Here is a 21,918-nt window from a genome sequence, read left to right on the forward strand (position 1 = left end):
CAGAAATACCTGATTGGGTGAATGAATAGAAATTGATTACAAATAGCTTTTAGTCAGATTTATATTAGTGAGCAATGAATTAAGCGATAATAAACTGCACGAAAAGCATACTTGATTTGTTGAAATGATGTTAAAAGTTAGAAATTGAATTATTCTATATAACAATAATATTCAGGCTTAATATGAGTGAATATAGTGTCAATAAAACCAATAACTTTTTCTCCAAGCCATAGCGCAAAGGCTTTTCATATCGCATTTACGGGGTTTCTCTCCTTAATCGTGGTGATGGGGATAGGGCGATTTACATTAACCCCTCAAGTGCCTTTAATGATCAAAGAACATCAGTTAACACTATCGACTGCCAGTGTTGTTGCTGCTTGTAATTATCTTGGTTATTTACTTGGCTCATTTGATGCGATGAGAGCACGCTCACACGTTGAAAAGCGCATGTGGTTAGGTGTTTGGGGCGCGGTAGTGATAACTCTGCTTAGCGCGTTGTTAAATGGGCCTATTTTACACAGCGTTGCCCGCTTTGTGATTGGTTGGGCGAGTGGAATAGCATTAGTTCTTGTCGCAGCATGGGCGAATGAAACCCTTGCTCGGTTAAATAGGCCAGCACTCAGTGTTGCTGTTTTTGCGGGCACAGGTGCTGGGATTTTTATTAGTGGTGTGCTGGCTGTTGCTATCCAAAGTTGGCATTTAACGGCTAGCCAAGCTTGGATTATTTATGGGGTACTAGCGCTGATCTTAAGCTTATATATTAGCCGATATTTACCCCGCAAAGGGCAGTGGGAAAGGCCTTCTGGTGAAATAAAAAAATTAATACTAACCCCAGAAATTAAACGTTTGGTTTGGTGTTATGGGTTGGCTGGTTTTGGTTATATTTTACCTGCTACATTTTTATCGCAAATGGCAGCACAGCGTTTCCCGGATAGCTTATTTGCTCAGTTTGTTTGGCCTATTTTTGGGGCATCAGCGGTTGTTGGGATTGTATTAGCCATGCTACTACGAAATTTGTCAACAACCCGTAATCGTTTAGCGATTAGCTTGTGGTTACAAGGGCTCGGTATTTTGATTGCGGAAGTGGTTCCCGACATTTCAGGTTTAGCATTTTCTGCGGTATTGGTCGGTTCAGGTTTTATGTGTACGGTGCAGTTAGCGCTTCAATTAGGGCGTGAACTTGCACCTGATCATAACCGTTTTATGGCAGGGTTATTGACAACATTTTATGCTATTGGGCAATTAATAGGGCCAACGCTATCATTTATATCCACGTCTTTAACAGGGCGATTGGAACCCGCGCTATATATCGCACTTATCGCCTTGGTAGTAGGCGGATTATTGGTTTATCGTTACCCTAAACGTGAGCTTCGTTAATAAATATTTAGTTCAGCATATTATATATGTGATAGTGATTTTAAATCATAGGATTACTATGGTGAAGAAAGTTGCCTATGGACATGCAAATATTTCACTCCCGCAGTTGAGGTTATACTGGATTATCTGTACCTGCTGTTTTAGAGTAAAGCGCACACCTGCATTTTTATAATAATAGTTACACCATTTGTGGAGGAACCCATGCCATCTCTGAGTAAAGAGGCCGAATTAGTTCATGCAGCTTTGGAAGCTAGAGGCTTAGAAACGCCTTTGCGTATCCAGCCGAAATCAGGCGAAGAGCGTAAGCAACTGATTGAAGGGCATATGACAGAGATCATGAAGCTACTGAATCTGGATTTATCTGATGATAGCTTAGCTGACACCCCTCGTCGTATTGCAAAAATGTACGTCGATGAGATTTTTTCAGGTTTAGATTATACTAATTTCCCAAAAATCACATTGATTGAAAATAAAATGAAAGTCGATGAGATGGTAACGGTACGGGATATCACATTAACCAGTACTTGTGAGCACCACTTTGTGACCATTGATGGTAAAGCGACGGTTGCTTATATTCCAAAAGATAAAGTCATTGGTTTATCAAAAATTAATCGTATTGTGCAGTTTTTCTCTCAGCGCCCGCAAGTTCAAGAGCGTTTAACTCAGCAAATTTTAGTCGCCTTACAAACGTTGTTGGGAACGACGAACGTTGCTGTTTCCATTGATGCCGTGCATTATTGTGTTAAAGCACGTGGTATACGCGACGCCACCAGCGCGACAACGACGACATCGTTAGGTGGGTTATTTAAGTCGAGCCAAAACACAAGGCAAGAGTTTCTACGTGCTGTTCGCCACTTATAAGTTATGGTAACAGCGGCATCGTCAAGGCGTATAGCGCAGCTTGACACTGTTCGTGGCATGGCAATTCTAGGTATTTTTCTTTTGAATATCTTTGGGTTTGCTTTGCCACAAGCAGCTTATTTAAACCCCTATTACACGTCAACGACCTCTCCTTCAGAAGCCTATATCTGGGTTGTTTTCAATGTGCTGTTTCAAGGCAAGGTTTTGGCCATTTTTTCTATTTTATTTGGGGCGACTTTAGCATTATTACAGTCGCGAACATTGAGATGGAATCATTGCCGGCTTTTTATCTTAGCTATCTTTGGAGTTATTCATGGTGTGCTTTTTTGGGATGGAGACATTCTTCTTGCTTATGCATTGACAGGGTTAGTCGCTGTGTATCTAATTAATTATTATAGTGACCGAGTATTGTTAAACCTCGCTGTTACCATTTATTTAGTTGGTTTGGTTATATTATTTATTTTAGGTAGTGGCGTTGACCCGAGCCATTTTTGGCAAATTTCAGCGCAACAGGTAGCTGATGAGCAAATGGTAAGAATTGCGGGGGGAATCGAAGGGGTTATTTACCGCACAACAGAAATGTTTATCATGGTAGAAATGCTGGTCATCCAATATGGCTGGCAATTATTAGCGCTAATGGTCATTGGGGCGTTATTAATTAAAAATGGTTGGCTTAAAGGGCAATTTAGTCCACAACATTACCGGAAAATAGCTAAATTATTTATTGTTCCTGCGCTGGTGGTGCAAATTATCGCGTTATATGCACAAAGCCAATTAAATTGGAGCTATTTTGCTACTTCAATTGTAGGGTACATTATTAATGAGTTAGTTACCCCTTTTCAATCATTAGGTTATATCGCATTAGTATATGGCTTTTGGGGTAAAATCCAGTCTAGTAAATTGGTTGATTACCTACAGAATGTGGGGCGAATGGCATTAAGTAACTATATTTTACAAACCCTGATTTGTACGACAATATTTTATCACCTAGGGTATTTTGGGGTATTCAGCCGTGTTGAATTACTGCTTTTTATTCCAATAATTTGGGCTATAAACTTATTATTTTCTCATTATTGGTTGCGAGTATTTCGCCAAGGGCCACTTGAATGGTGCTGGCGTACGTTAACTGAAAAGTTGTATCGTTAAGCGGTTATCGGCTTTAATGATGGCTTATTCACTTAGGTCAGTTAGTTTAATTTATTTATTTCTTCGGGTGAAACCGCTGGATAGCCTTTAATACCATCCGGCATTTTTATTGGAGCAGGTATAGATTCTTGCTCCCCTAAGAACTTTGGTTCGCGCTTTAAAATATATAAATCAGCTAATGCACCGAGCCGTGCGAACACTTCCCGAGCCCTGACTCTATACATTCCTTCGGGGGTGGGGACCGCTAAACATTGCGCATCAATACCTTTATGTTTTGCTATAAAGACCGCTCGCTCACAATGGAAACGTTGGGTAATGATAGTAAAATTATCGGTATCAAAAACCTTCTTAGTACGAACTACAGAATCCAGAGTCCTAAAACCTGCAAAATCAAGAACAATCTTTGACGCGGGAACACCTTCTTTAATAAGGTCTTTGCGCATATTGATGGGTTCATTGTAATTATGTGCACCATTATCACCACTTAAGAGCAAATACTTTACTTTGCCACTACGGTAAGCTTCTGCTGCACCTTTAATGCGATAGGAATAGTAGAGGTTAGTCACACCGGATGTGTAATATTTTGATGTACCAAGCACCATGCCAACATCGCGTGCAGGCAATTTTTCTATATCTTCATAGATATAGGGAGCGGTATCCCAGCTTATCCAGCGATCAAGCAAAATAATGGTCGTTATTGCTATCCCTGCAAGAATAAAAAGACCAATAATCAGACGTTTCCTCATGTCCTAGCCTTGAAAATAAAAAATCATAAATGAGATTGCTAGCCTTAATTGACCAGAGCTTCTAGGCTACTTGAGTTAAATAAGTGGCGCAAGTCACGTAACGTAAAGTCGTGTCAATGTTAGCCCTTTGTATAAGGTTGACGAATATTAAAGCGCATTATTGTGTGAAAAAACATCAGCGATTGGATGAAAAAATTGAAAGTTTGCCATTATAAACAGTGAGCAGTTTCACATCTCGGTAGTTTTTATGTCATAAGGCTATCTGTTATGAAATTTTAATTCTATATTTATGTTTTGTTGTGAAATTAAATTTCTTTAAATGTAGTCTATCTTTGATAATAAACACAGTAACCTGATAGGTGAAAAGCATGAAACTAACGACATTAATCGCGGCAAGTGCGGTACTGATTACTTCAAGCGTAGCAGCAAAAGATTACCAAATTAACCATACAGAACAGTTGAAATCACTGAATGATGCGACTAAAAGTGCTGAAATCTGGGAACAGGCAGAGGTATTGACGGACTTTACTTATCCATGGGAAAAAGAAGCCGCTCCGAAAACAGATTTTCGTGCACTTTGGAGTGATGACGCATTATATTTTCGTTTTATTGCCGAAGATAAAGACATACAGCTGGGAGATGACCCTGATAAAGACCAAGCAGTATTAGATTCTGATCGTGTAGAGCTATTTTTTGCTACCAGCCCTGAACTAAAGCCTTATTATACTGCTGAAATGGACCCTAAAGGGCGTACTTTTGACGCGAAGGCTAATTTTTATCGGGAGGTCGACCCTAGTTGGAATTGGGAAACGCTGCAAACCGTGGGTGAAATAACACCAAACGGCTATATATTAACAGGCAAGATTGACCTTGATGAGTTCAGCAAGCTTAATTTATGGCAAGACAAAGATAAGAAAACCCTAATGTGCGCTATCTTACGCGGGGAGTTTAGTACTGGTGAGCCTAAGCAAGTCCGTAAGTGGATTAGCTGGATCAAACCTGATTCTGTAAAACCTGATTTTCATATACCTTCTGCTTTTGGCACCTGTAAATTTGTAAAATAACGCTATGAGCGGCAGTATTTCACTGCCGCTTTTTCCCTTAGAACATGAATGAACTGTGAGAAAGATCATAATCATCACTTTAGTTGATTTTATTATTGTAATTTAAATTGAAATAAAAATTCATATATAGTAATTTTTATTGAAATTAAATTTCAAATGCAATGAGGGGTGTTTCAATGTCTCTAGCCGAAAGTACTCTGAGTGACTGTCTACAAAATGAATTCAATCAGGAAACCTTACAGTTTTCACGTTTGGAGACATTATCGATGGTTACACTAATTAACCAAGCGGATAGCACAGTTGCAGGGGCTATTCAGACCGTTTTACCCGCGATTGCAGAGGCGGTTGATGCTATTGCTGAGTGCTTAAAACAAGGCGGTCGTTTGTTTTATATCGGTGCGGGGACTAGTGGAAGGCTTGCAGTCTTAGATAGCGCGGAGTGCCCTCCAACTTTTGGTACCTCACCAGAATTAGTGCAATCAATTATTGCTGGTGGTCAAGATGCGATGCTAAAGGCAGTTGAAAATATTGAAGATTCACCTGAAGCAGCAATAGAAGAATTGAAAAAGCGCCAGCTTTGTGGAAAAGACGTTGTTGTGGGTATCGCTGCAAGTGGGCGAACTCCATTTACTTTAGCAGGGATTGACTATGCCAATGGGCTTGGTGCGTTAACCGTTGCTATCACGACCCGGGGCCGCGGGCTCTTAAGTCATATTGCAAAAATAGCGATTGCGCCAGATGTAGGGCCTGAAGTGCTATCAGGCTCAACGCGCATGAAGAGTGGTACCGCCCAAAAAATGATTTTAGGTATGTTAAGTACATGTGTTATGGGCCGCCTCGGCCGTATCCACACTAACTTAATGATTGATGTCGTTGCCAGTAATATTAAATTATTACGCCGTGCAGAACGAATTGTCAGTGAAGTTTGCGGTATTGATACACAAATAGCCGCAGAGTTATTAGTGCAAGTGGATTACCACCCACGACGCGCAATTTTAATGTATGAATTACAAATTAGTGCACAGCAAGCAACGGATATAGTTCAGCAGCATCCAAATACAACACTGGATAAAATGTTAGAAACTCACCGTTAATAAACCGGTATAGCATGATGGAGAGCCAAGCTATTGGCTCAGCCAACATCAGGGGAATAATATGGCTAATAAGATAGAACATCTGGAAGTACTCGCCAGAGAAATAGAAAAATATGCGGGCGGCTTTGAGAACGTGGCAACTTTAACTCACTGTATGACTCGTATCCGTTTAGTGTTAAAGGACAATAGCAAGTTTGATGCTGATGCGTTGAAGCAAATTGATGGTGTGAAAGGTGTTATTTTTAATGGTGAGCAACAGCAGGTGATTGTTGGTATGGGCACCGCAGCAAAAGTTTTTTCAGTAATGAATAAGCGAATGCAGGGTAGTGCATCAGCCACCACAGCCGAGCAAGCTCCTGTAGAGAAAAAAGCGTTTTCTATTCGTCGTACTTTAAACACCTTGGCTGCTATATTTGTTCCTACTATTCCAGCTCTGATTGGTTGCGGCCTTATTATGGGGCTTATCAATATTGTTCGTTTGGTTGCACCAGGGGTTGTAGAACAATTTCCAGAGCTATTCAAATTATTGAAATTAATCGGCAGTTCAGTATTTGTTTATCTATCAATTATGATTGGGGTAAATACGGCAAAGGAACTCGGCGCATCGACCTCAATTGGTGCGGTTATGGCGGGTTTGCTCTCCATGCCGGGATTGGCTGATATTACTTTATTTGGCTCCAAACTGGTACCAAATAGTGGTGGGATATTCGCCGTCTTGATGGTCGTTGTTTTTTCGTCAAAATTTGAAGTGTGGTTTCGAAGTATTATCAAAGAAAGCCTTGATTTGATAGTCACACCATTTGTTACGATCTTAGTATCAGCAATGGTTGCCATTATCGTATTCCAACCTGCTGGCCATTATTTGAATCAAATCTTGGCGCAAGGTGTTTCTGTTGCATTACTGGATAGTGGTGGTGCTGTAGCGACAGGTGGGGTCTTAGGCGGTAGTTTCTTATTTTTACTGTTAACGGGTCTGCACCAAGGGTTGATACCTATCCATGCGGAAATTTTACAAACCTTTGGTCTGAATTATTTATTCCCAATCTTAGCAATGGGCGGTATGGGGCAGGTAGGTTCTTGTTTCTGGGTGTATTTAAAAACTAAAAATCAACGGTTGAAAAAAACGCTAGTCGGGGCATTGCCGGTCGGTATTTTTGGGGTAGGTGAACCATTGTTATTTGGTGTGTCATTACCGCTAGGTAAGCCCTTTATAGCTGGCTGTATTGGTGGTGCTGCTGGTGGTGCATTAATGGCCTTTTTCCATGTTGGTATTATCATCCCATTTGGCACCGCTGGGTTATCGTTAATCCCATTAGTAGGAGATGGGCAAATACTGGACTTTCTAATTGCAGTTGCAGGCGCATGGATTGTCGGGTTCATTGCCAGTATGATAATAGGCTTCACTGATCCAGAAAAATAACTAGAAGGAATAGCCATGTCGACACTGACGGTAAAACTGGAAAGCTTACAAACTAGAGGTAAAGGCACTGAGCAGCGAATTGCCACATTTTTGTTGGATAATCGTGACAGTATGATTGCGATGAATGCCGCAGAATTAGCACAAGCTGCTGGGGTCAGTAGTGCGTCTGTTATCCGCTTTTCACGCCAGATGGGTTACCGTGGCTATCCTGAATTTAAAGTTGATTATTTGTCTGATGAAAAACAACATAAAGCGGAAAGCTTATACGGTAATCTGAGCCGTAATGATGGAACGGAGCAGATAATCGCTAAAACAGGGCAAATGTTTATTTCGGCAATTGAAAAGTCATTGGATTTACTAGAACCGTCAGTTATCGATGACGTTGCCCAAAAAATGAATAATGCGAAGCGGATTGTATTGTTTGGTGTGGGGTCATCAGCAATTGTTGCCAGTGATATTTACCATAAACTTATTCGTATCAACAAGCATGCATTATTCAGCTACGACTTACATGTTCAGTTAAGTTATTCTGCTAATTTAAACCAAGATGATTTAGCTATTGCAGTGACTGCTCGTGGGAATACTCAAGAAATCAACCAGATGTTGCGAGCTGCGAAAGAGACAGGCTGCCCGACGGTTGCTTTGACTCGTTTCGGGCAAGATGAAGCGGTGAAATTAGCTGATTTCAGTTTACCTTATTTTTATGATGAGCAGCATACACAGTTAGGGATAATTACCCCCCAAGTGTTACAGATGATCATCTTTGATACGTTGTTTTTTAAATATCTTACGTTAGTGGATAGTGATGCAGACTTAGCATTACAAAAAGGGCGACAAGCACTGATACAAGGCAAGAGTTAATGATTGTAACAGAGTTAGCAATAGGTGCTCTAATTGGGCTGATTATCAGTACAACGGGGGTTGGTGGTGGAGTGATTGTTCTGCCCATATTAACCTATTTTTTTGGGCTTAACGCATTAGCGGCTGTCGCGACAGCTAATTTTCTTTCGATGTTGATGAAAGTCTCTTCTTCCTATATGCATTTTCGGTTAGGCAATATTCCTTTTAAAGGGGCGATGATTGTTTTAGCCATTATGTTGCCGAGTACTTTTTTATCAAGTCTTTTAGTGACTTGGCTTGGGGGGTTGCCTGGGTATCAACTACAAGTCGAATGGGGGATTAACCTTTTAGTTGCTGCTGCAATTATTTTCTCGTTGTATTTATTTATTCAGAGAATGTTTTTTGTTTCAGTCATTAAGCAAAAAATGGTAGAAACCAACCAACTAAAAGCGATGGCGCTCCCTGCTATTCTAGCCGGCGTGGTGCTAGGTGCAACGGGGGTGGGTGGTGGTGTTGTTGTGTTACCTATGCTATTGCGATATATGCAGCTGAATATTAAACAGGCAATAGGGACATCAATTTTTGTGACGACGTTATTATCGGGTTCATCAGCTTTGGCTTATGCACAGGATGGCTATACCGATTTAAAATTGGCGTTGATATTATGTGCTGGGGCATTGATGGTGATGCCCCTTGCGAAATATTTATTGGTTCATTTGTCTGAGCGCACTTTCCAATATGTCACATTGTTATTGATTGCCTGTAGTGCGGTGATGATGACTATGAATTTATTTTCTTTTTAGTTTTATCGTGTTAGGGCTCAGCTTTGCCATTGATTGAGCTCTTTTTCCATTTCTTGATAAATAAATTGACGCTCATAGTTAAGTTCTTCATCTTCGGATGATGAATACTGATTAAGTGCAAAAAACAGTAAAATAGCCGCAATTAAAGTAATTAATATACTAGATGTAAATTTTCCTCGGTTGATTGCCTGTGGCGCAAGTACAAAAGCCCCACTAATAAATGCGCCAAGAACTGCACCGCCAATATGTGCCGCGTTATCAATCCCTGATTGCAAACCATTTACCAAAGTTAGACCTATCATGGCCATTATATTGTATAACGGGCGCTTTAACTGGTTTCGTTGTTCTATAGAAAGAGCAGGGTTATTGATGGCTTTTAAAAGGTAAATAACTGAGGCTGCGGCTAACCCCATAATGGCACCTGAAGCGCCAATACTAACAGTGATATAAACGGTATTATCGGGTAGATAAAGGCTGCTCCATGTATTTAATGAGGCTTGAGATGCCACTTCTTTTAATGCTTCTTGATATTGCCAATAAGCGCTGAAAAAGGCAGCTCCGATACCTGAAAATAGGTATATCGCGAGCATTCTAAATTTCCCATAGTTACGTTCGCATTCAATCCCAATAACAAACAAGGCCAACGTATTTAAAGCAAGGTGCATACCGCCTGAGTGCAATACCATACTGACTGGATAACGCCACCAATCCCCAGTTAATGAAAGTTGGTAAACATTGGCACCAAATAGCAATAAATTATTTTCTTGGGAATCGAGTGGGGCGGCATAATTGAGTTGATAAAAATAAACAACAATATTTAGCACCGCAATACAGAGCGTCAGGGCTATTGCCCATAGGGAAAATTTAGGTTTCTGCACAGTTGCTGCATTGAGGTCGCCAGTCATGTAAATATCCTATTAATCAGTCATGGACGTTATCTTAAATAAGTGATTTGTTTAGCGCAATTTATCATTATCTGAGAATACAGATTTTAGCTTTTTAGGGAATTGTAAAAACAAAAAAGGGGCCTAAGAGCCCCTTTCATACGCTTATTACGAATTAAAATGAAGTTCGTTTATAAGTGCGGTACTCCGGTTTCCAGAAATTACGTTCAATTGCTTCATCAAGTGCTTCATCCGAAGTTACGGTTGCAACACCTTGAATCTGTGCTTCTTTTGCAACTTGTTTAGCAATGATACGAGAAACGTGTTGGATATCAGAAAGCAAAGGTAATAACGCCCCTTTCCCTTCTTTTGCCAGAGGAGAACAGCTTGCTAACGCACGGCTGGCAGCCATTAACATACCATCAGTAACCCGTTTTGCTCCTGAGGCAATCACACCAAGGCCAATACCTGGGAAGATATAGGAGTTGTTACATTGTGCAATTGGGAACACTTGGTCTTTGTAAGACACTGGGCTAAATGGACTTCCTGTTGCGACTAAGGCCTTGCCATCCGTCCAATTGATAATATCTTCAGGGCGAGCTTCAACCCGCGAAGTTGGGTTAGATAACGGCATGACGATAGGACGTTCACAGTGCTTATGCATCTCTTTAATGATTTCTTCTGTGAATAACCCAGCTTGGCCAGACACACCAATCAATATGGTTGGTTTGGCATTACGCACCACATCTAACAGTGAAATTGAGTCACTGTTAACATCCCAGTCGGTTAAATTTCCACTGTTTTGGGTTAATTTCGCTTGGAAGTCCAGTAAATTAGGCAGTTTATCGGTTAACAGACCAAAGCGGTCAACCATATATATGCGTGAACGAGCCTCTTCGTCACTCAGACCCTCAGATTTCATTTGGGCAATGATTTGCTCAGCAATACCACACCCGGCTGAACCGGCGCCTAAGAAAGTGACGCGTTGGTCGCTTAACTTACTACCAGCAGCATGGCTAGCTGCAATTAAGCTACCAAGTGCGACGGATGCAGTACCTTGAATATCATCATTAAAACAGCAGAGCTCATCACGGTAGCGGTTTAACAACGGCATTGCATTCTTCTGTGCAAAATCTTCAAATTGCAGCAATACATTTGGCCAGCGGCGTTTTACCGCTTGTACAAATTCTTCGAGGAATTCGTTGTATTCATCGCCAGTGATCCGTGGATGACGCCATCCCATATACAGGGGGTCATTCAGGCGTTGTGGATTATTGGTCCCCACATCAATAACGATTGGCAGGGTATAAGCTGGGCTGATCCCCCCACACGCAGTATATAAAGAGAGTTTACCAATTGGGATGCCCATTCCACCGATACCTTGGTCACCAAGACCTAAGATACGTTCACCATCGGTTACAACGATGACTTTTACGTTTTGTTTGGTGGCATTTTGTAGCATGTCGTCGATGTATTCACGGTTCGGATAAGAAATAAATAAACCGCGTGCACGACGATAAATATCAGAGAAATGCTCACAGGCTTCACCCACCGTAGGGGTATAGATGATTGGCATGACCTCTGTAAGGTGGGCATCAATAAGGCGATAAAATAAGGTTTCGTTGGTGTCTTGAATATTTCTTAAATAGATATGCTTATCAATATCTGATTTAAAATCAATTAATTGGCGGTAAGCACGCTCAACTTGTTCTTCGATGGTTTCAACTTGTTCAGGCAGTAATCCATGTAAGTTAAAACTTGCGCGTTCTTCTTCGGTGAACGCACTTCCTTTATTCAGTAAAGGAAACTCAAGCAAAATTGGGCCAGCGTAGGGTATATAGAGAGGGCGTTTTGTTTCGTATTCATGTTCCATGAAATATCACTCTTCGGACGATTAATCAACAAAGTCAGGGTAGATCCTAAGCTAAACAGCAAATATGTACAGTAAATAATGATAAAAAAGCGTTAAAAAATTTACTGAAAAATATTGTGCATATGATAAGGAGTTTAAGCGCGAAAGGGAATGAAAGCTGTCAATGGTGTACTCATTACGGTGGGTAGATCACGGTTAGGCAAGTATGAATGAATTCTTTTTATCTCAACGGTTTTTTAAACAATGGTTTAACTTCCTGATGGATAAATTCTCTTAATGTTTTTTTCACTGTTTTTAATGAGTTAGTGAGTGAGTAAATTAGTTTACTGTAAGCGAAATTATATTTTCAAACATCATATATTGCTGCAAGTTTTAAATTTATATAAGTTGAATTTTATTTTATATTTCATTTTTCACTAAGGAGTTTTATGAATTTAATTAATGGGGTGTTAAGAAATAAGCGTATTTATATATTACTTATTATGGCATTTCTAGGAGGAATGAATCACTCAAGAGCAGACTATAACCCAAAAGAAACACTAAGGAATATTGACAACTATTTCTATGAAAACAAATATGGTTCATCAATTTTTGGTCGAGTTATAACAGATTATTTTTATTTGGTGATGAAAGAAAAAAACAAAACAATTAATAAAACATTGATAGACAAAATAAATTATGACCATGCATTAGAAATGCTTCAAGTATTGAAGCGAAAAGCGAGGAAACAGAGTACAGGTGAAAAAGTCTCTCATGATATGACCTATAAAGAAGCAGATGAAATACACTATCTGGTTATGTTACGTAATAAAATACCGGAAGAAGCTTGGGTTTTAGGTGTGGTATTTTCTGTATTAGATGAAAAAGAAAAAGAATTTTATTGGCAAAAAATTATGGCAGCTTCCGGAGACCGTGGCCATGAATTATCGGTAATATACAGCTTAATGAAAGTGATGTTAGAAAAGGAAAAGAAGGCCACTAAAAAACAGAAAATCATTATTAATAAATGGTATGAACGTATGAGTAAAACATTATCTTTTGCTAAATCATAGTTTTCATTTAAATAAGTTTAAAAATTAAATATTATATAAGTATTAAGGTGTCAATTATTATGAGATTATATTTTGGTTTGATTCTACCGTTATTATTATTCTCTCATATTTCTTATGGGGAAAACCGGCCCGGTTTTGTTTGTGGACAGTTTAATAAGAATATTATCGAAGTTCCTGCTGAGTATGTTTTTCCATTTGCTGAATATGAAGGGTATAGCTATTTTGATCCAAGGTTTGTTGAAAACAAAAAAGGGTGTGAGGCTAATTTTAGAATTCTGCCAATGAGGATGTCATGGCCAGAAATGAAACCAATTGATTCAAATGAAAATATAAAAATAATTAGAGTATCTATTGAACCACTAGATGGAGATGTTAATGGCTATCTAGAGTATAAAAGATACTTATATCTTGATAGAGGAGAGGAGAAAATAAAAGGCGAGGTATTGTATGATGAAAAAATAAATCTTTACTTTAGCGATGTTGAATTAAAGAGGATGAAAAAAAATATTGATCCGGAATATTATAAAAACAGATACTATTGGGAGTTGAAAAATAATGATGTAAATACTTTATTTGAATGTATTTGGATTCCATTTAGACAGGAGTATAGTGACTGTGATGCTATTTTTTTAATTGAAAACATTGGTATTAAAGTTAGGTTAAATATGATTTTTGATGATTTAATTATGTGGGAAGAAATAAAGAATGATATTGTTATATTTTTAAACCAGAAAATGATAAATAGGAAATGATAAATGAATAATGTAACTAGTAGAAAAGGGAATATGAAATTAAATTGGACTGATACGTCTAAGGCTTTAAAAATATTAATTTTAACTAAAAAACCAGAATTGATGTATGAATATTTAGAAAGCAAAGGGGATCGATATGCTCCGTTAGCTAATAGTGTGGTAAAAGGGGACTCTTTTTCAGGTGCTTTTGCGTTAAATTATTTAGAAGAAGTAACAATAGAAAATGGTAAAAAATTTAATGAGGATAAAGTTAACAATATACGATTCGATATGGCTTATGGTTATGTCAAAATTTTACGAGACAGATTCACTGAGGAAGGCATAGAAATAAAAGGTGATATAACCCATGAAGAAGCAATGAAATTTCATGAACGTGTTTTTAGTAAATATGGCTTACCTGCGGAATCCTGGACCTTACAACCTGTTTTTGATGTACTATCAAACGGAGAAATAAGGGAGGTGTATTGGCAAAAGGCATTGGATGCGGTAGGTAATACAGAAAAAGAAACTGAATTAAGTTTAAGAACTTTAAATATTATGTTTGAAAGTTTATATGATGCCCCTGCTAGTAAGCAACCTCAAATACACCGTTGGCTTAGAAGGGTTGTAGACATAGACAATGCTGTGGATGGAGTAACCATTAGTCTTAAAAAGACATATGGTTCCATTGTAACACCTACAATTAAAACTAATATAGATAATATTAATGCGCTAGTGTACGAAACAGGTAATCCATTAATCGATAGAGGAACTAATAGGTTTTCATTTTGGAATTTCCCATCTGGCGATAATAATCGACTTTCTGTACAAACAGATTGGCGTGGTCAAACGGAATTTACACATAAAAATCTATTGTCTGAATATTATTTAGAAAGACCTGACTATATATTACCAGAAACAGGCTTATTTAACTCACCATCAATTAATTACCAACCTAATATTAATCATTATGATCGTATGATTGATAATTTAAGAGACAATATGTCATCAATGAATTCATTCGATAGTTCTTTTAATAACTACTTCTCAGACAGAACAGCATCAAATATTCCCTCTCGATTTTCTAGCTATTCATCAAATTCATTTTTTAGTTAGTTACTGAATTAAAGTTTTATCAATTTATTAAAAACATATGAAACATAAAAAATGGTTATTGCCAATAATTAGCTTGTTGACAATAACCATACATGGAACATGAGAGAACATTAATCCAAATAAGCTAATTCAATATTTTGGCAACCTAGTGCCTGTAATGTATTTTCGGTAACACACCAATGTTTGATAATCGCATCTTGTTTTTCAACAAATTTAGCTTGGTCGATGGCATGAATATCTTTACCTGCAAGGTTAATCATAATTAAAGCGGCTTGCAGTGGCGGTAAACTTGGGTTGAATGCCGCATTCTCTGCGTAGCGGCCTGTAAACAGTGAGCCATCTTTCAACTGTAACGCAATACCTGAATGGGCCTTACTATAAGGTGCATGGGATTGGTTTGCAGCCTCAATTGCTGCACTTAATAACCGGTCACGGCTTTGGTTTTTATAACCATGGTCAACGGTATCTAGCAGTAGTGTAGTAATATTGAGGTCAGAGGGCCCAAATGAGTCTGGTAAATAGTGGTGTAGTACCGCAGGTGTGCGGCCTGGTAAATTCACCATAATTTTGCCACCTTCGCGTAATTCATTCATAAATTGGCGGCAGTGCCCACAAGGTGTGTAATTCACGGTAATTGAGGTAATTTGTGTTTCACCTTTCATCCATGAATGGGTTACAGCGCATTGTTCTGCATGAATGACTTGCCCCATTGATACGTGGCTAAATTCCATATTGGCACCAAAGTACAAATTACCACTTGCACCGCAAGCGATTGCACCAACTTGAAAATGGGAGATAGGTGTGACGGCATAGGCTGCGGCAAAAGGTAACAATGCAAAAGCTAATTCCGAATCGTTAATACCACTTTGTGTTTTAATATTTTTAACTTGTTCTGCGGTTAACATCCCCGAAAAATCGGACTTATCGATGATAGGTCTAAGTACAGACTGTAACTTTTCTGGAAGCTCGGCCCAAGCGGCCTTAAATCTTGAATGCATGAGTTACCCTCCCTATTTAATTGTTTTCATTCTATTCAATAATACGTAGAACAATATGTGACTAAAGTCACCATTTTAAATGAAACATATGAAACAAATTCTTGAATTGAGAGAAGTATCTCATGTTTTAATGTGCGCTAGTGAGTAAGAGGCTGATTAATTCCTCTTACTCATATGATTAGTTATTTTCTTAGTGAGTTAAGCTTAGCTAAAAAGATGTAAAATGACAGGAAATATAAACGGAGCAATAAGTGAAGTGATCACACCACAGGTCATTAGTGCTAGTGAGCTATAAGCCCCTTCAATATAATTCACTTCAGCGCAACGTGCGGTGCCTAAGGCGTGAGAAGCGGTTCCCATTGCAAGGCCTCTAGACGCGTGGGTTCGAATACGCAGCACATCAAATAAGCTATGGCCGAACATGGCGCCTAAAATCCCAACAAACAACACACAAGCAGCACTAATGGCAGGGACCCCACCAACCGAATCAGCAACAGCCATCGCAATAGGGGTAGTGACCGACTTAGGTAAAATAGAACCTGCGATATCAGGGGTTGCACCTAACCAGAGTGCAATGGCTGCACCACTGAACATAGCCACTAAGCTACCAGCAAAACAAATACTTAATAAGGATTTCCACTGAGCGCGGATCTGGTGCATTTGCTCATAAAGTGGAAAAGCAAGCGCGACGACTGCAGGTTGCAGTAAATCATTGAGTATTTTGCTACCTGCAAAATAGTGCTCATAGGATGTGTTAGTTAAAACTAATAGCGTAATAAGCACCGCTATTGTGACCAATAGTGGGTTTAAAATTGGTAATTTAAATTTTACTGACAGCTGGCGTGCTAAATAAAACACTACAATAGTCAGCGGCAATGACCACCAAATATGCGCTAGCATTAGTCCTCCCCCTTAGTTTTATCATTATTAATAACCGAAGAAATAGGTTCTTCAGGGGGTAACGGAACTTCATCTGGTTTAGCGCCAACGACAGGGCGTTCTTTATGGATATAGTTTGAACTGATAGCAACAACGACCATGACGATTAAGGTACTGACCACACAAGAAACGATGATAGGAACCATTTGTTGACTGATTAATTCATAGTAATTCATTATGCCAACACCAATAGGAACAAACAGGATGGTCATATTTTTCAATAAAATACTGCAACCGGGTTGGGCCCAGTGAGCTGGAATTATTTGTAATGCAAGCAATACAAATAAGATTAACATACCGACAATGCTGCCGGGAATGGAAAAGGGAAGTAGTGCGGAAATAAGGTTTCCGATAATCAGGCAGAGGTAAAGTATTGCAAAAGCGCGCAAATATTGCCACCCCGTTATCAGTACCTGCTTAAATGACATGAGACTGGTCCTGTTATGTAATATCTATTCATCATACAATTAACTTTATAATTGTGCTACCGATCACAATAAAAAGGCAATAAAAAAGTGGGGAGTTTTTAGCTCCCCACTTATAACAAATAACTGGATTACTGCATATGCTCGTTATTTAACTTGCATACCTGGCTGTGCTCCGTTATCAGGGCTGAGCAGATAAATATCTTCTCCACCAGGGCCTGCTGCCATTACCATACCCTCTGAAATACCAAAGCGCATTTTACGTGGCGCAAGGTTTGCAACCATCACGGTTAAACGGCCTTCTAATACTTTTGGATCTGGATAAGCAGAGCGAATACCAGAGAATACTTGGCGAGTTTCACCACCAATATCTAGTTGTAATTTCAAAAGTTTATCAGAGCCTTCAACAAAATCAGCATGTTTGATTAACGCGATACGTAGGTCTATTTTAGCGAAATCATCAAAAGTGATAGTGTCTTGGACAGGATCGTCAGCCAAAGGCCCAGTAACTTGCTGGATAGGTTTGATGCTCTCTTTTGAGGCTTCAACCATCGCATCTACTTTTGCCATTTCAATACGGTTAAATAGCGCTTTGAACGGTGCGACGCTGTGGTTCAATAATGGGGTGTTAATCGCATCCCATGCAAGTTCCGTATTTAAGAATGCTTCCGCACGTTTAGTCAGGCCTGGTAAAACGGGTTTCAGGTAAGTCATGAGAATTCGGAACAAGTTAATACCCATAGAGCAAATATCTTGCAGCTCTTGGTCTTTACCTTCTTGTTTCGCGACCACCCAAGGGGCTTTCTCATCTACGTAACGGTTAGCGATATCGGCCAGAGCCATAATTTCACGGATAGCTTTATTGTATTCGCGGTTGTTATAGTCCTCACCAATGATTTTTGCAGCATCGACAAACTGTTGGTATAGCTCAGGTTCAGCTAAGTTTGCTGATAATTTGCCATCAAAGCGTTTAGCGATAAAACCTGCATTACGGGAGGCTAGGTTAACCACTTTATTGACGATATCACTGTTCACTCGTTGTACGAAGTCTTCTAAATTCAAATCGATATCATCAATACGTGAAGATAGCTTCGCTGCATAGTAATAGCGTAAGCAATCAGCATCTAAATGATCTAAATATGAACGAGCAGTAATAAAAGTACCGCGCGATTTAGACATTTTTGCACCGTTTACCGTGACATAGCCATGAACAAATAAATTTGTCGGTTTACGGAAATTACTGCCTTCTAGCATGGCTGGCCAAAATAGGCTATGGAAATAGACGATGTCTTTACCAATAAAATGGTAAAGATCAGTTTTTGAGTCCTTATTCCAAAATTCATCGAAATCGAGATCACCGCGTTTATCACAGAGGTTTTTAAATGAGCCCATATAGCCGATAGGAGCGTCAAGCCAGACATAGAAATATTTCCCCGGCGCATCAGGAATTTCAAAACCGAAATAAGGCGCATCACGGGTGATATCCCATTGTTGTAGGCCTGATTCGAACCATTCTTGCATTTTGTTTGCGACTTGTTCTTGTAATGCGCCTGAGCGAGTCCACGCTTGAAGCATGTCGCTAAATGCAGGAAGATCAAAGAAAAAGTGTTCGGAATCACGCATTACAGGTGTAGCACCAGAAATCACCGAACGTGGATTAATTAATTCCGTTGGGCTATAGGTTGCGCTACACACTTCGCAGTTGTCACCGTATTGGTCTTCAGCTTTACATTTTGGGCAAGTGCCTTTAACGAAGCGATCAGGTAAAAACATGCCTTTTTCTGGGTCGAAAAGCTGTGAAATGGTTCGGTTTTTAATAAAACCGTTATTTTTCAGCTTCCCATAAATCAGTTCTGATAATGTTTTATTTTCTGCACTATGTGTTGAGTGGTAATTATCATAGCTAATGGCAAAACCAGCAAAATCGTCCTGATGCTCTTGGCTCACTGCTGCAATCATTTCTTCGGGAGTAATACCGAGTTGCTGCGCTTTAAGCATGATTGGCGTACCGTGCGCGTCATCGGCACAGATAAAGTGAACCTCTTTGCCGCGCATTCGCTGATAACGGACCCAAATATCAGCCTGAATATGTTCCAGGATATGACCAAGATGGATTGAACCGTTAGCATAGGGTAACGCACAGGTTACCAGTGATTTATTCGCGACTTGAGACATAGTAACTTTCTTACTTCCATTATTTGAAAAGGGTCTTTGATGTTAACCGATCAAAACCATCGCTGCTAGGGGTATAAAATATTAATTGGAAATTTGTTTAAAAAAGAAATTGTTATCTGAGACACCATAAAACTTTGTCATTCAGTTCACTTTAGGGGGGGAGATTAACTCTTCGTGGCTTTTCCTGAGCTTAGCTTCACTATTTTTTGTGTTCTCTGTTATGATTAATCTTAGTCAAAGTATATTCAGTGGATCTTCGGTAGTTTACTGAGTTTGATAAACCTAGAGACGCTATTTAGGATATACATAGTTCAAAAATATAAATAAAGGAGCCGGGATGAACGATAAATCCCCCGAGCAAAACAAACCAGAACTGTTGACTGAACAAGTCTCCAAGGTTTTGGCTTCATTTACACACCCAACGCTGCAACGTAATTTGATTGCTATTAAAGCATTACACCACTGCGCAATGTTGGACAATGTGCTGCATGTCGAGTTAGTGATGCCTTTCGTTTGGAAAGGGCCGTTTCAAGCATTAATTAGCGAAAAAACAGCAGAATTAAAACAACAAACCGGCGCACACGCAGTTGAATGGAAACTTCGTCATGATATTACGACGTTAAAACGAGCAAATGATTTGCCCGGTATTAATGGTGTTCGTAATATCTTAGCGGTGAGTTCAGGTAAAGGTGGTGTTGGTAAATCAAGTACCTCGGTAAACTTAGCATTAGCTTTGGCGCAAGAAGGGGCTAAAGTCGGTATTCTTGATGCGGATATCTATGGCCCATCAATTCCGAATATGTTAGGGACCACACTAGAGCGCCCTACATCTCCTGATGGTCAGCACATGGCACCGATAATGGCTTATGGTCTAGCAACGAATTCAATCGGTTATTTAGTTACTGACGATAATGCGATGGTTTGGCGTGGCCCAATGGCAAGCAAAGCATTAATGCAAATGCTCCAAGATACACTATGGCCAGATTTAGACTATTTAGTTATCGATATGCCACCAGGAACGGGTGATATTCAACTCACACTGTCACAAAATATCCCAGTAACCGGTGCAGTGGTTGTTACTACCCCACAAGATATCGCATTAGTTGATGCCATGAAAGGTATCGTGATGTTTAAGAAAGTGAATGTCCCTGTACTGGGAGTGGTCGAAAATATGAGTGCTCATATTTGTAGTAATTGTGGCCATGTTGAACCAATTTTTGGTACTGGTGGCGCAGAGAAATTAGCAGAAAAATACCATACTAAGTTATTAGGGCAGGTTCCACTGCATATCTCTCTACGTGAAGACTTAGACCGCGGGCAACCGACAGTTATGCGTGACCCTGAAGGTGAGTTTGCGGATATTTACCGTGAAATTGCGTCAGGTATTTCTGCACTTATGTATTGGGAAGGGGATAAAATCCCAACGGAAATTTCTTTCCGTGCGGTTTAAGTTATCGCAAAGTAGAAACCATTATTGAGCGCTAAAAGTAAACTAGCTTAATAAGTGAAATAGGGGGTAAGCGCGGCTTTTCCCCTTTTTTATTAGCAAATGTTCTGAGTTGTATTTTTCTTTTTGTTTTTTATATCTCTTATAACGGAAAAATGTTTACCTAAACTTTCTATTTTTCTGATTTATATGCTTAGCGTTTCTTTATTGCTTAATGTTCGCGTAGAATAGCAGCATATCTTATTTAATCAGTTGTCTTCCTGCGGGTAAGCCCTAAAAGGTGATTATGAAATTTTTAATTTTTATTGTTGTTATAGCGATTATTATTTTTTACTTTTATAACCGCATTGTGGCATTGCGTGAAGCGGTTATTTCTAGTGAAACTGAAATTTCAGTTCAATTAGATCGCCGTGGAAAAGTATTTGATAGTTTGCTTGCAACGGTTAAAAAATATTTAAGCCATGAAACCGAAGTTTTCAGTAAAATTACTGAACTACGAACCCAAGCACAAAATGCAACAGGGGATAAAGCACGAGAAGCGGAAGATGCGCTGTCTAAAATGGTGACTAGTGGCGCTATCAATGTTGCGGTTGAAGCTTATCCAGAGTTAAAGTCAGATGCGATTATGGCCAATTTGCAAGAGGAAATCGTTTCTTCTGAGAATAAACTTTCTTTTGCCAAACGTGGTTATAACCGTTCATTAGAAACGTATAACGCTTATATAGCCTCAATGCCAGCTGCACTGATTGTTGGTATTATTCCGAGCTTAAAAATATCTAAGGAATACTGGCGTCTTGATGAAGAAACGATTAAATCTGAAGAATCACGTCGTATTAACTTCGATTAAATATCGTTTTAATTCATAATATTGAAAAATCATTGGGGTGCTGAGGTTCCTTCTCGACAGCATTCCAATGTTTTGTATTA

The 21,918-nt window shown here is 39.3% G+C and carries 20 protein-coding genes; 13 read left to right on the forward strand and 7 right to left on the reverse strand.

Translation table 11 applies throughout. The features are described from left to right. The first annotated feature begins 195 nt into the window (after positions 1 to 195). The 3 genes from P3L56_RS05980 to yeiB all read left to right on the forward strand — a co-directional run bounded on the left by P3L56_RS05980 (position 196) and on the right by yeiB (position 3,384). Positions 196 to 1,377 (forward strand): YbfB/YjiJ family MFS transporter, encoded by a 1,182-nt coding sequence (locus P3L56_RS05980; RefSeq protein WP_048606549.1) that lies wholly within the window; start codon positions 196 to 198, stop codon positions 1,375 to 1,377. Between the two features lie 201 nt (positions 1,378 to 1,578). Continuing rightward, positions 1,579 to 2,238 carry a GTP cyclohydrolase I FolE gene (gene folE, locus P3L56_RS05985; RefSeq protein ID WP_042846580.1) on the forward strand — a complete coding sequence of 220 codons (660 nt, stop codon included), beginning with the start codon at positions 1,579 to 1,581 and terminating at the stop codon, positions 2,236 to 2,238. 3 nt (positions 2,239 to 2,241) lie between these two features. Further along, positions 2,242 to 3,384 carry a DUF418 domain-containing protein YeiB gene (gene yeiB, locus P3L56_RS05990; protein WP_166686724.1) on the forward strand — a complete coding sequence of 381 codons (1,143 nt, stop codon included), beginning with the start codon at positions 2,242 to 2,244 and terminating at the stop codon, positions 3,382 to 3,384. 41 nt (positions 3,385 to 3,425) lie between these two features. Here the strand turns inward: yeiB and sanA are convergent, their stop codons facing one another. After that, on the reverse strand, positions 3,426 to 4,130 hold the full coding sequence (gene sanA / locus P3L56_RS05995; protein WP_042846578.1) for an outer membrane permeability protein SanA: 705 nt from the start codon (positions 4,128 to 4,130) through the stop codon (positions 3,426 to 3,428). Positions 4,131 to 4,498: 368 nt separating this feature from the next. Here sanA and P3L56_RS06000 point away from each other — a divergent pair, with 368 nt between their 5' ends. The 5 genes from P3L56_RS06000 (at position 4,499) to P3L56_RS06020 (ending at position 9,351) form a co-directional block, all read left to right on the forward strand. Further along, positions 4,499 to 5,194, forward strand: a complete 696-nt coding sequence (locus P3L56_RS06000) for a carbohydrate-binding family 9-like protein (RefSeq protein ID WP_166685358.1) — start codon at positions 4,499 to 4,501, stop codon at positions 5,192 to 5,194. Between the two features lie 176 nt (positions 5,195 to 5,370). Then, positions 5,371 to 6,288, forward strand: coding sequence for an N-acetylmuramic acid 6-phosphate etherase (gene murQ, locus P3L56_RS06005; protein WP_042846576.1), 918 nt, complete (start codon positions 5,371 to 5,373; stop codon positions 6,286 to 6,288). Between the two features lie 61 nt (positions 6,289 to 6,349). Further along, positions 6,350 to 7,708: a PTS transporter subunit EIIC gene (locus P3L56_RS06010; RefSeq protein ID WP_272686157.1), complete on the forward strand. Its 1,359-nt coding sequence runs from the start codon at positions 6,350 to 6,352 to the stop codon at positions 7,706 to 7,708. Positions 7,709 to 7,723: 15 nt separating this feature from the next. Then, positions 7,724 to 8,569, forward strand: coding sequence for a MurR/RpiR family transcriptional regulator (locus tag P3L56_RS06015; RefSeq protein WP_042846574.1), 846 nt, complete (start codon positions 7,724 to 7,726; stop codon positions 8,567 to 8,569). Further along, positions 8,569 to 9,351, forward strand: coding sequence for a sulfite exporter TauE/SafE family protein (locus P3L56_RS06020; RefSeq protein ID WP_042846573.1), 783 nt, complete (start codon positions 8,569 to 8,571; stop codon positions 9,349 to 9,351). The genes P3L56_RS06015 and P3L56_RS06020 overlap by 1 nt, the downstream gene beginning before the upstream one ends. Before the next feature lie 17 nt (positions 9,352 to 9,368). On the opposite strand, the gene P3L56_RS06025 is transcribed toward P3L56_RS06020, so the two are convergent. Together P3L56_RS06025 and P3L56_RS06030 are read right to left on the reverse strand one after the other, a co-directional pair. Beyond that, a complete protein-coding gene (locus P3L56_RS06025) occupies positions 9,369 to 10,256 on the reverse strand; it encodes a rhomboid family intramembrane serine protease (protein ID WP_198861187.1) in 888 nt (295 codons plus the stop codon). Positions 10,257 to 10,410: 154 nt separating this feature from the next. Continuing rightward, positions 10,411 to 12,108 carry an NAD-dependent malic enzyme gene (locus P3L56_RS06030; RefSeq protein ID WP_129466758.1) on the reverse strand — a complete coding sequence of 566 codons (1,698 nt, stop codon included), beginning with the start codon at positions 12,106 to 12,108 and terminating at the stop codon, positions 10,411 to 10,413. A 428-nt stretch (positions 12,109 to 12,536) separates the two neighbouring features. Between P3L56_RS06030 and P3L56_RS06035 the strand changes: the two genes are divergently transcribed. Genes P3L56_RS06035 through P3L56_RS06045 form a run of 3 tightly spaced genes read left to right on the forward strand, consistent with a single transcriptional unit; the run spans position 12,537 to position 15,007 of the window. Further along, the gene (locus tag P3L56_RS06035) at positions 12,537 to 13,160 is read left to right on the forward strand and encodes a hypothetical protein (protein ID WP_131680504.1); all 624 of its coding nucleotides are present in this window, start codon (positions 12,537 to 12,539) and stop codon (positions 13,158 to 13,160) included. 59 nt (positions 13,161 to 13,219) lie between these two features. Further along, positions 13,220 to 13,912, forward strand: a complete 693-nt coding sequence (locus P3L56_RS06040; protein ID WP_272686156.1) for a hypothetical protein — start codon at positions 13,220 to 13,222, stop codon at positions 13,910 to 13,912. A gap of 3 nt (positions 13,913 to 13,915) precedes the next feature. Further along, a complete protein-coding gene (locus P3L56_RS06045; protein ID WP_071547868.1) occupies positions 13,916 to 15,007 on the forward strand; it encodes a serine protease in 1,092 nt (363 codons plus the stop codon). Between the two features lie 110 nt (positions 15,008 to 15,117). Here P3L56_RS06045 and cdd read toward each other — a convergent pair whose 3' ends face one another. From cdd to metG, 4 genes are all read right to left on the reverse strand, one after another. Then, the gene (gene cdd, locus P3L56_RS06050) at positions 15,118 to 16,005 is read right to left on the reverse strand and encodes a cytidine deaminase (protein WP_129466752.1); all 888 of its coding nucleotides are present in this window, start codon (positions 16,003 to 16,005) and stop codon (positions 15,118 to 15,120) included. A gap of 204 nt (positions 16,006 to 16,209) precedes the next feature. Continuing rightward, positions 16,210 to 16,905, reverse strand: a complete 696-nt coding sequence (locus P3L56_RS06055) for a CidB/LrgB family autolysis modulator (protein ID WP_042846566.1) — start codon at positions 16,903 to 16,905, stop codon at positions 16,210 to 16,212. Beyond that, positions 16,905 to 17,372 (reverse strand): CidA/LrgA family protein, encoded by a 468-nt coding sequence (locus tag P3L56_RS06060; protein ID WP_042846565.1) that lies wholly within the window; start codon positions 17,370 to 17,372, stop codon positions 16,905 to 16,907. The genes P3L56_RS06055 and P3L56_RS06060 overlap by 1 nt, the downstream gene beginning before the upstream one ends. Before the next feature lie 144 nt (positions 17,373 to 17,516). Beyond that, on the reverse strand, positions 17,517 to 19,544 hold the full coding sequence (metG, locus tag P3L56_RS06065) for a methionine--tRNA ligase (protein ID WP_210831787.1): 2,028 nt from the start codon (positions 19,542 to 19,544) through the stop codon (positions 17,517 to 17,519). Positions 19,545 to 19,881: 337 nt separating this feature from the next. On the opposite strand from metG, the gene apbC reads away from it, so the two are divergent. Both apbC and P3L56_RS06075 read left to right on the forward strand, forming a co-directional pair. Then, positions 19,882 to 20,994: an iron-sulfur cluster carrier protein ApbC gene (apbC, locus tag P3L56_RS06070; protein WP_042846563.1), complete on the forward strand. Its 1,113-nt coding sequence runs from the start codon at positions 19,882 to 19,884 to the stop codon at positions 20,992 to 20,994. 283 nt (positions 20,995 to 21,277) lie between these two features. Then, positions 21,278 to 21,838 (forward strand): LemA family protein, encoded by a 561-nt coding sequence (locus P3L56_RS06075; protein WP_042846562.1) that lies wholly within the window; start codon positions 21,278 to 21,280, stop codon positions 21,836 to 21,838. Positions 21,839 to 21,918 lie beyond the last annotated feature (80 nt).

Source organism: Providencia sp. PROV024, assembly GCF_032709665.1.
Lineage (GTDB): Bacteria > Pseudomonadota > Gammaproteobacteria > Enterobacterales > Enterobacteriaceae > Providencia > Providencia huashanensis.

What these genes read in the sequence shown, in the direction of transcription:
- folE (WP_042846580.1), top strand. Translation starts at nt 1,579, where the DNA reads ATGCCATCTCTGAGTAAAGAGGCCGAATTAGTTCATGCAGCTTTGGAA.
- yeiB (WP_166686724.1), top strand. Translation starts at nt 2,242, where the DNA reads ATGGTAACAGCGGCATCGTCAAGGCGTATAGCGCAGCTTGACACTGTT.
- sanA (WP_042846578.1), bottom strand. Translation starts at nt 4,130, where the DNA reads ATGAGGAAACGTCTGATTATTGGTCTTTTTATTCTTGCAGGGATAGCA.
- P3L56_RS06000 (WP_166685358.1), top strand. Translation starts at nt 4,499, where the DNA reads ATGAAACTAACGACATTAATCGCGGCAAGTGCGGTACTGATTACTTCA.
- murQ (WP_042846576.1), top strand. Translation starts at nt 5,371, where the DNA reads ATGTCTCTAGCCGAAAGTACTCTGAGTGACTGTCTACAAAATGAATTC.
- P3L56_RS06010 (WP_272686157.1), top strand. Translation starts at nt 6,350, where the DNA reads ATGGCTAATAAGATAGAACATCTGGAAGTACTCGCCAGAGAAATAGAA.
- P3L56_RS06015 (WP_042846574.1), top strand. Translation starts at nt 7,724, where the DNA reads ATGTCGACACTGACGGTAAAACTGGAAAGCTTACAAACTAGAGGTAAA.
- P3L56_RS06020 (WP_042846573.1), top strand. Translation starts at nt 8,569, where the DNA reads ATGATTGTAACAGAGTTAGCAATAGGTGCTCTAATTGGGCTGATTATC.
- P3L56_RS06025 (WP_198861187.1), bottom strand. Translation starts at nt 10,256, where the DNA reads ATGACTGGCGACCTCAATGCAGCAACTGTGCAGAAACCTAAATTTTCC.
- P3L56_RS06030 (WP_129466758.1), bottom strand. Translation starts at nt 12,108, where the DNA reads ATGGAACATGAATACGAAACAAAACGCCCTCTCTATATACCCTACGCT.
- P3L56_RS06035 (WP_131680504.1), top strand. Translation starts at nt 12,537, where the DNA reads ATGAATTTAATTAATGGGGTGTTAAGAAATAAGCGTATTTATATATTA.
- P3L56_RS06040 (WP_272686156.1), top strand. Translation starts at nt 13,220, where the DNA reads ATGAGATTATATTTTGGTTTGATTCTACCGTTATTATTATTCTCTCAT.
- P3L56_RS06045 (WP_071547868.1), top strand. Translation starts at nt 13,916, where the DNA reads ATGAATAATGTAACTAGTAGAAAAGGGAATATGAAATTAAATTGGACT.
- cdd (WP_129466752.1), bottom strand. Translation starts at nt 16,005, where the DNA reads ATGCATTCAAGATTTAAGGCCGCTTGGGCCGAGCTTCCAGAAAAGTTA.
- P3L56_RS06055 (WP_042846566.1), bottom strand. Translation starts at nt 16,905, where the DNA reads ATGCTAGCGCATATTTGGTGGTCATTGCCGCTGACTATTGTAGTGTTT.
- P3L56_RS06060 (WP_042846565.1), bottom strand. Translation starts at nt 17,372, where the DNA reads ATGTCATTTAAGCAGGTACTGATAACGGGGTGGCAATATTTGCGCGCT.
- metG (WP_210831787.1), bottom strand. Translation starts at nt 19,544, where the DNA reads ATGTCTCAAGTCGCGAATAAATCACTGGTAACCTGTGCGTTACCCTAT.
- apbC (WP_042846563.1), top strand. Translation starts at nt 19,882, where the DNA reads ATGAACGATAAATCCCCCGAGCAAAACAAACCAGAACTGTTGACTGAA.
- P3L56_RS06075 (WP_042846562.1), top strand. Translation starts at nt 21,278, where the DNA reads ATGAAATTTTTAATTTTTATTGTTGTTATAGCGATTATTATTTTTTAC.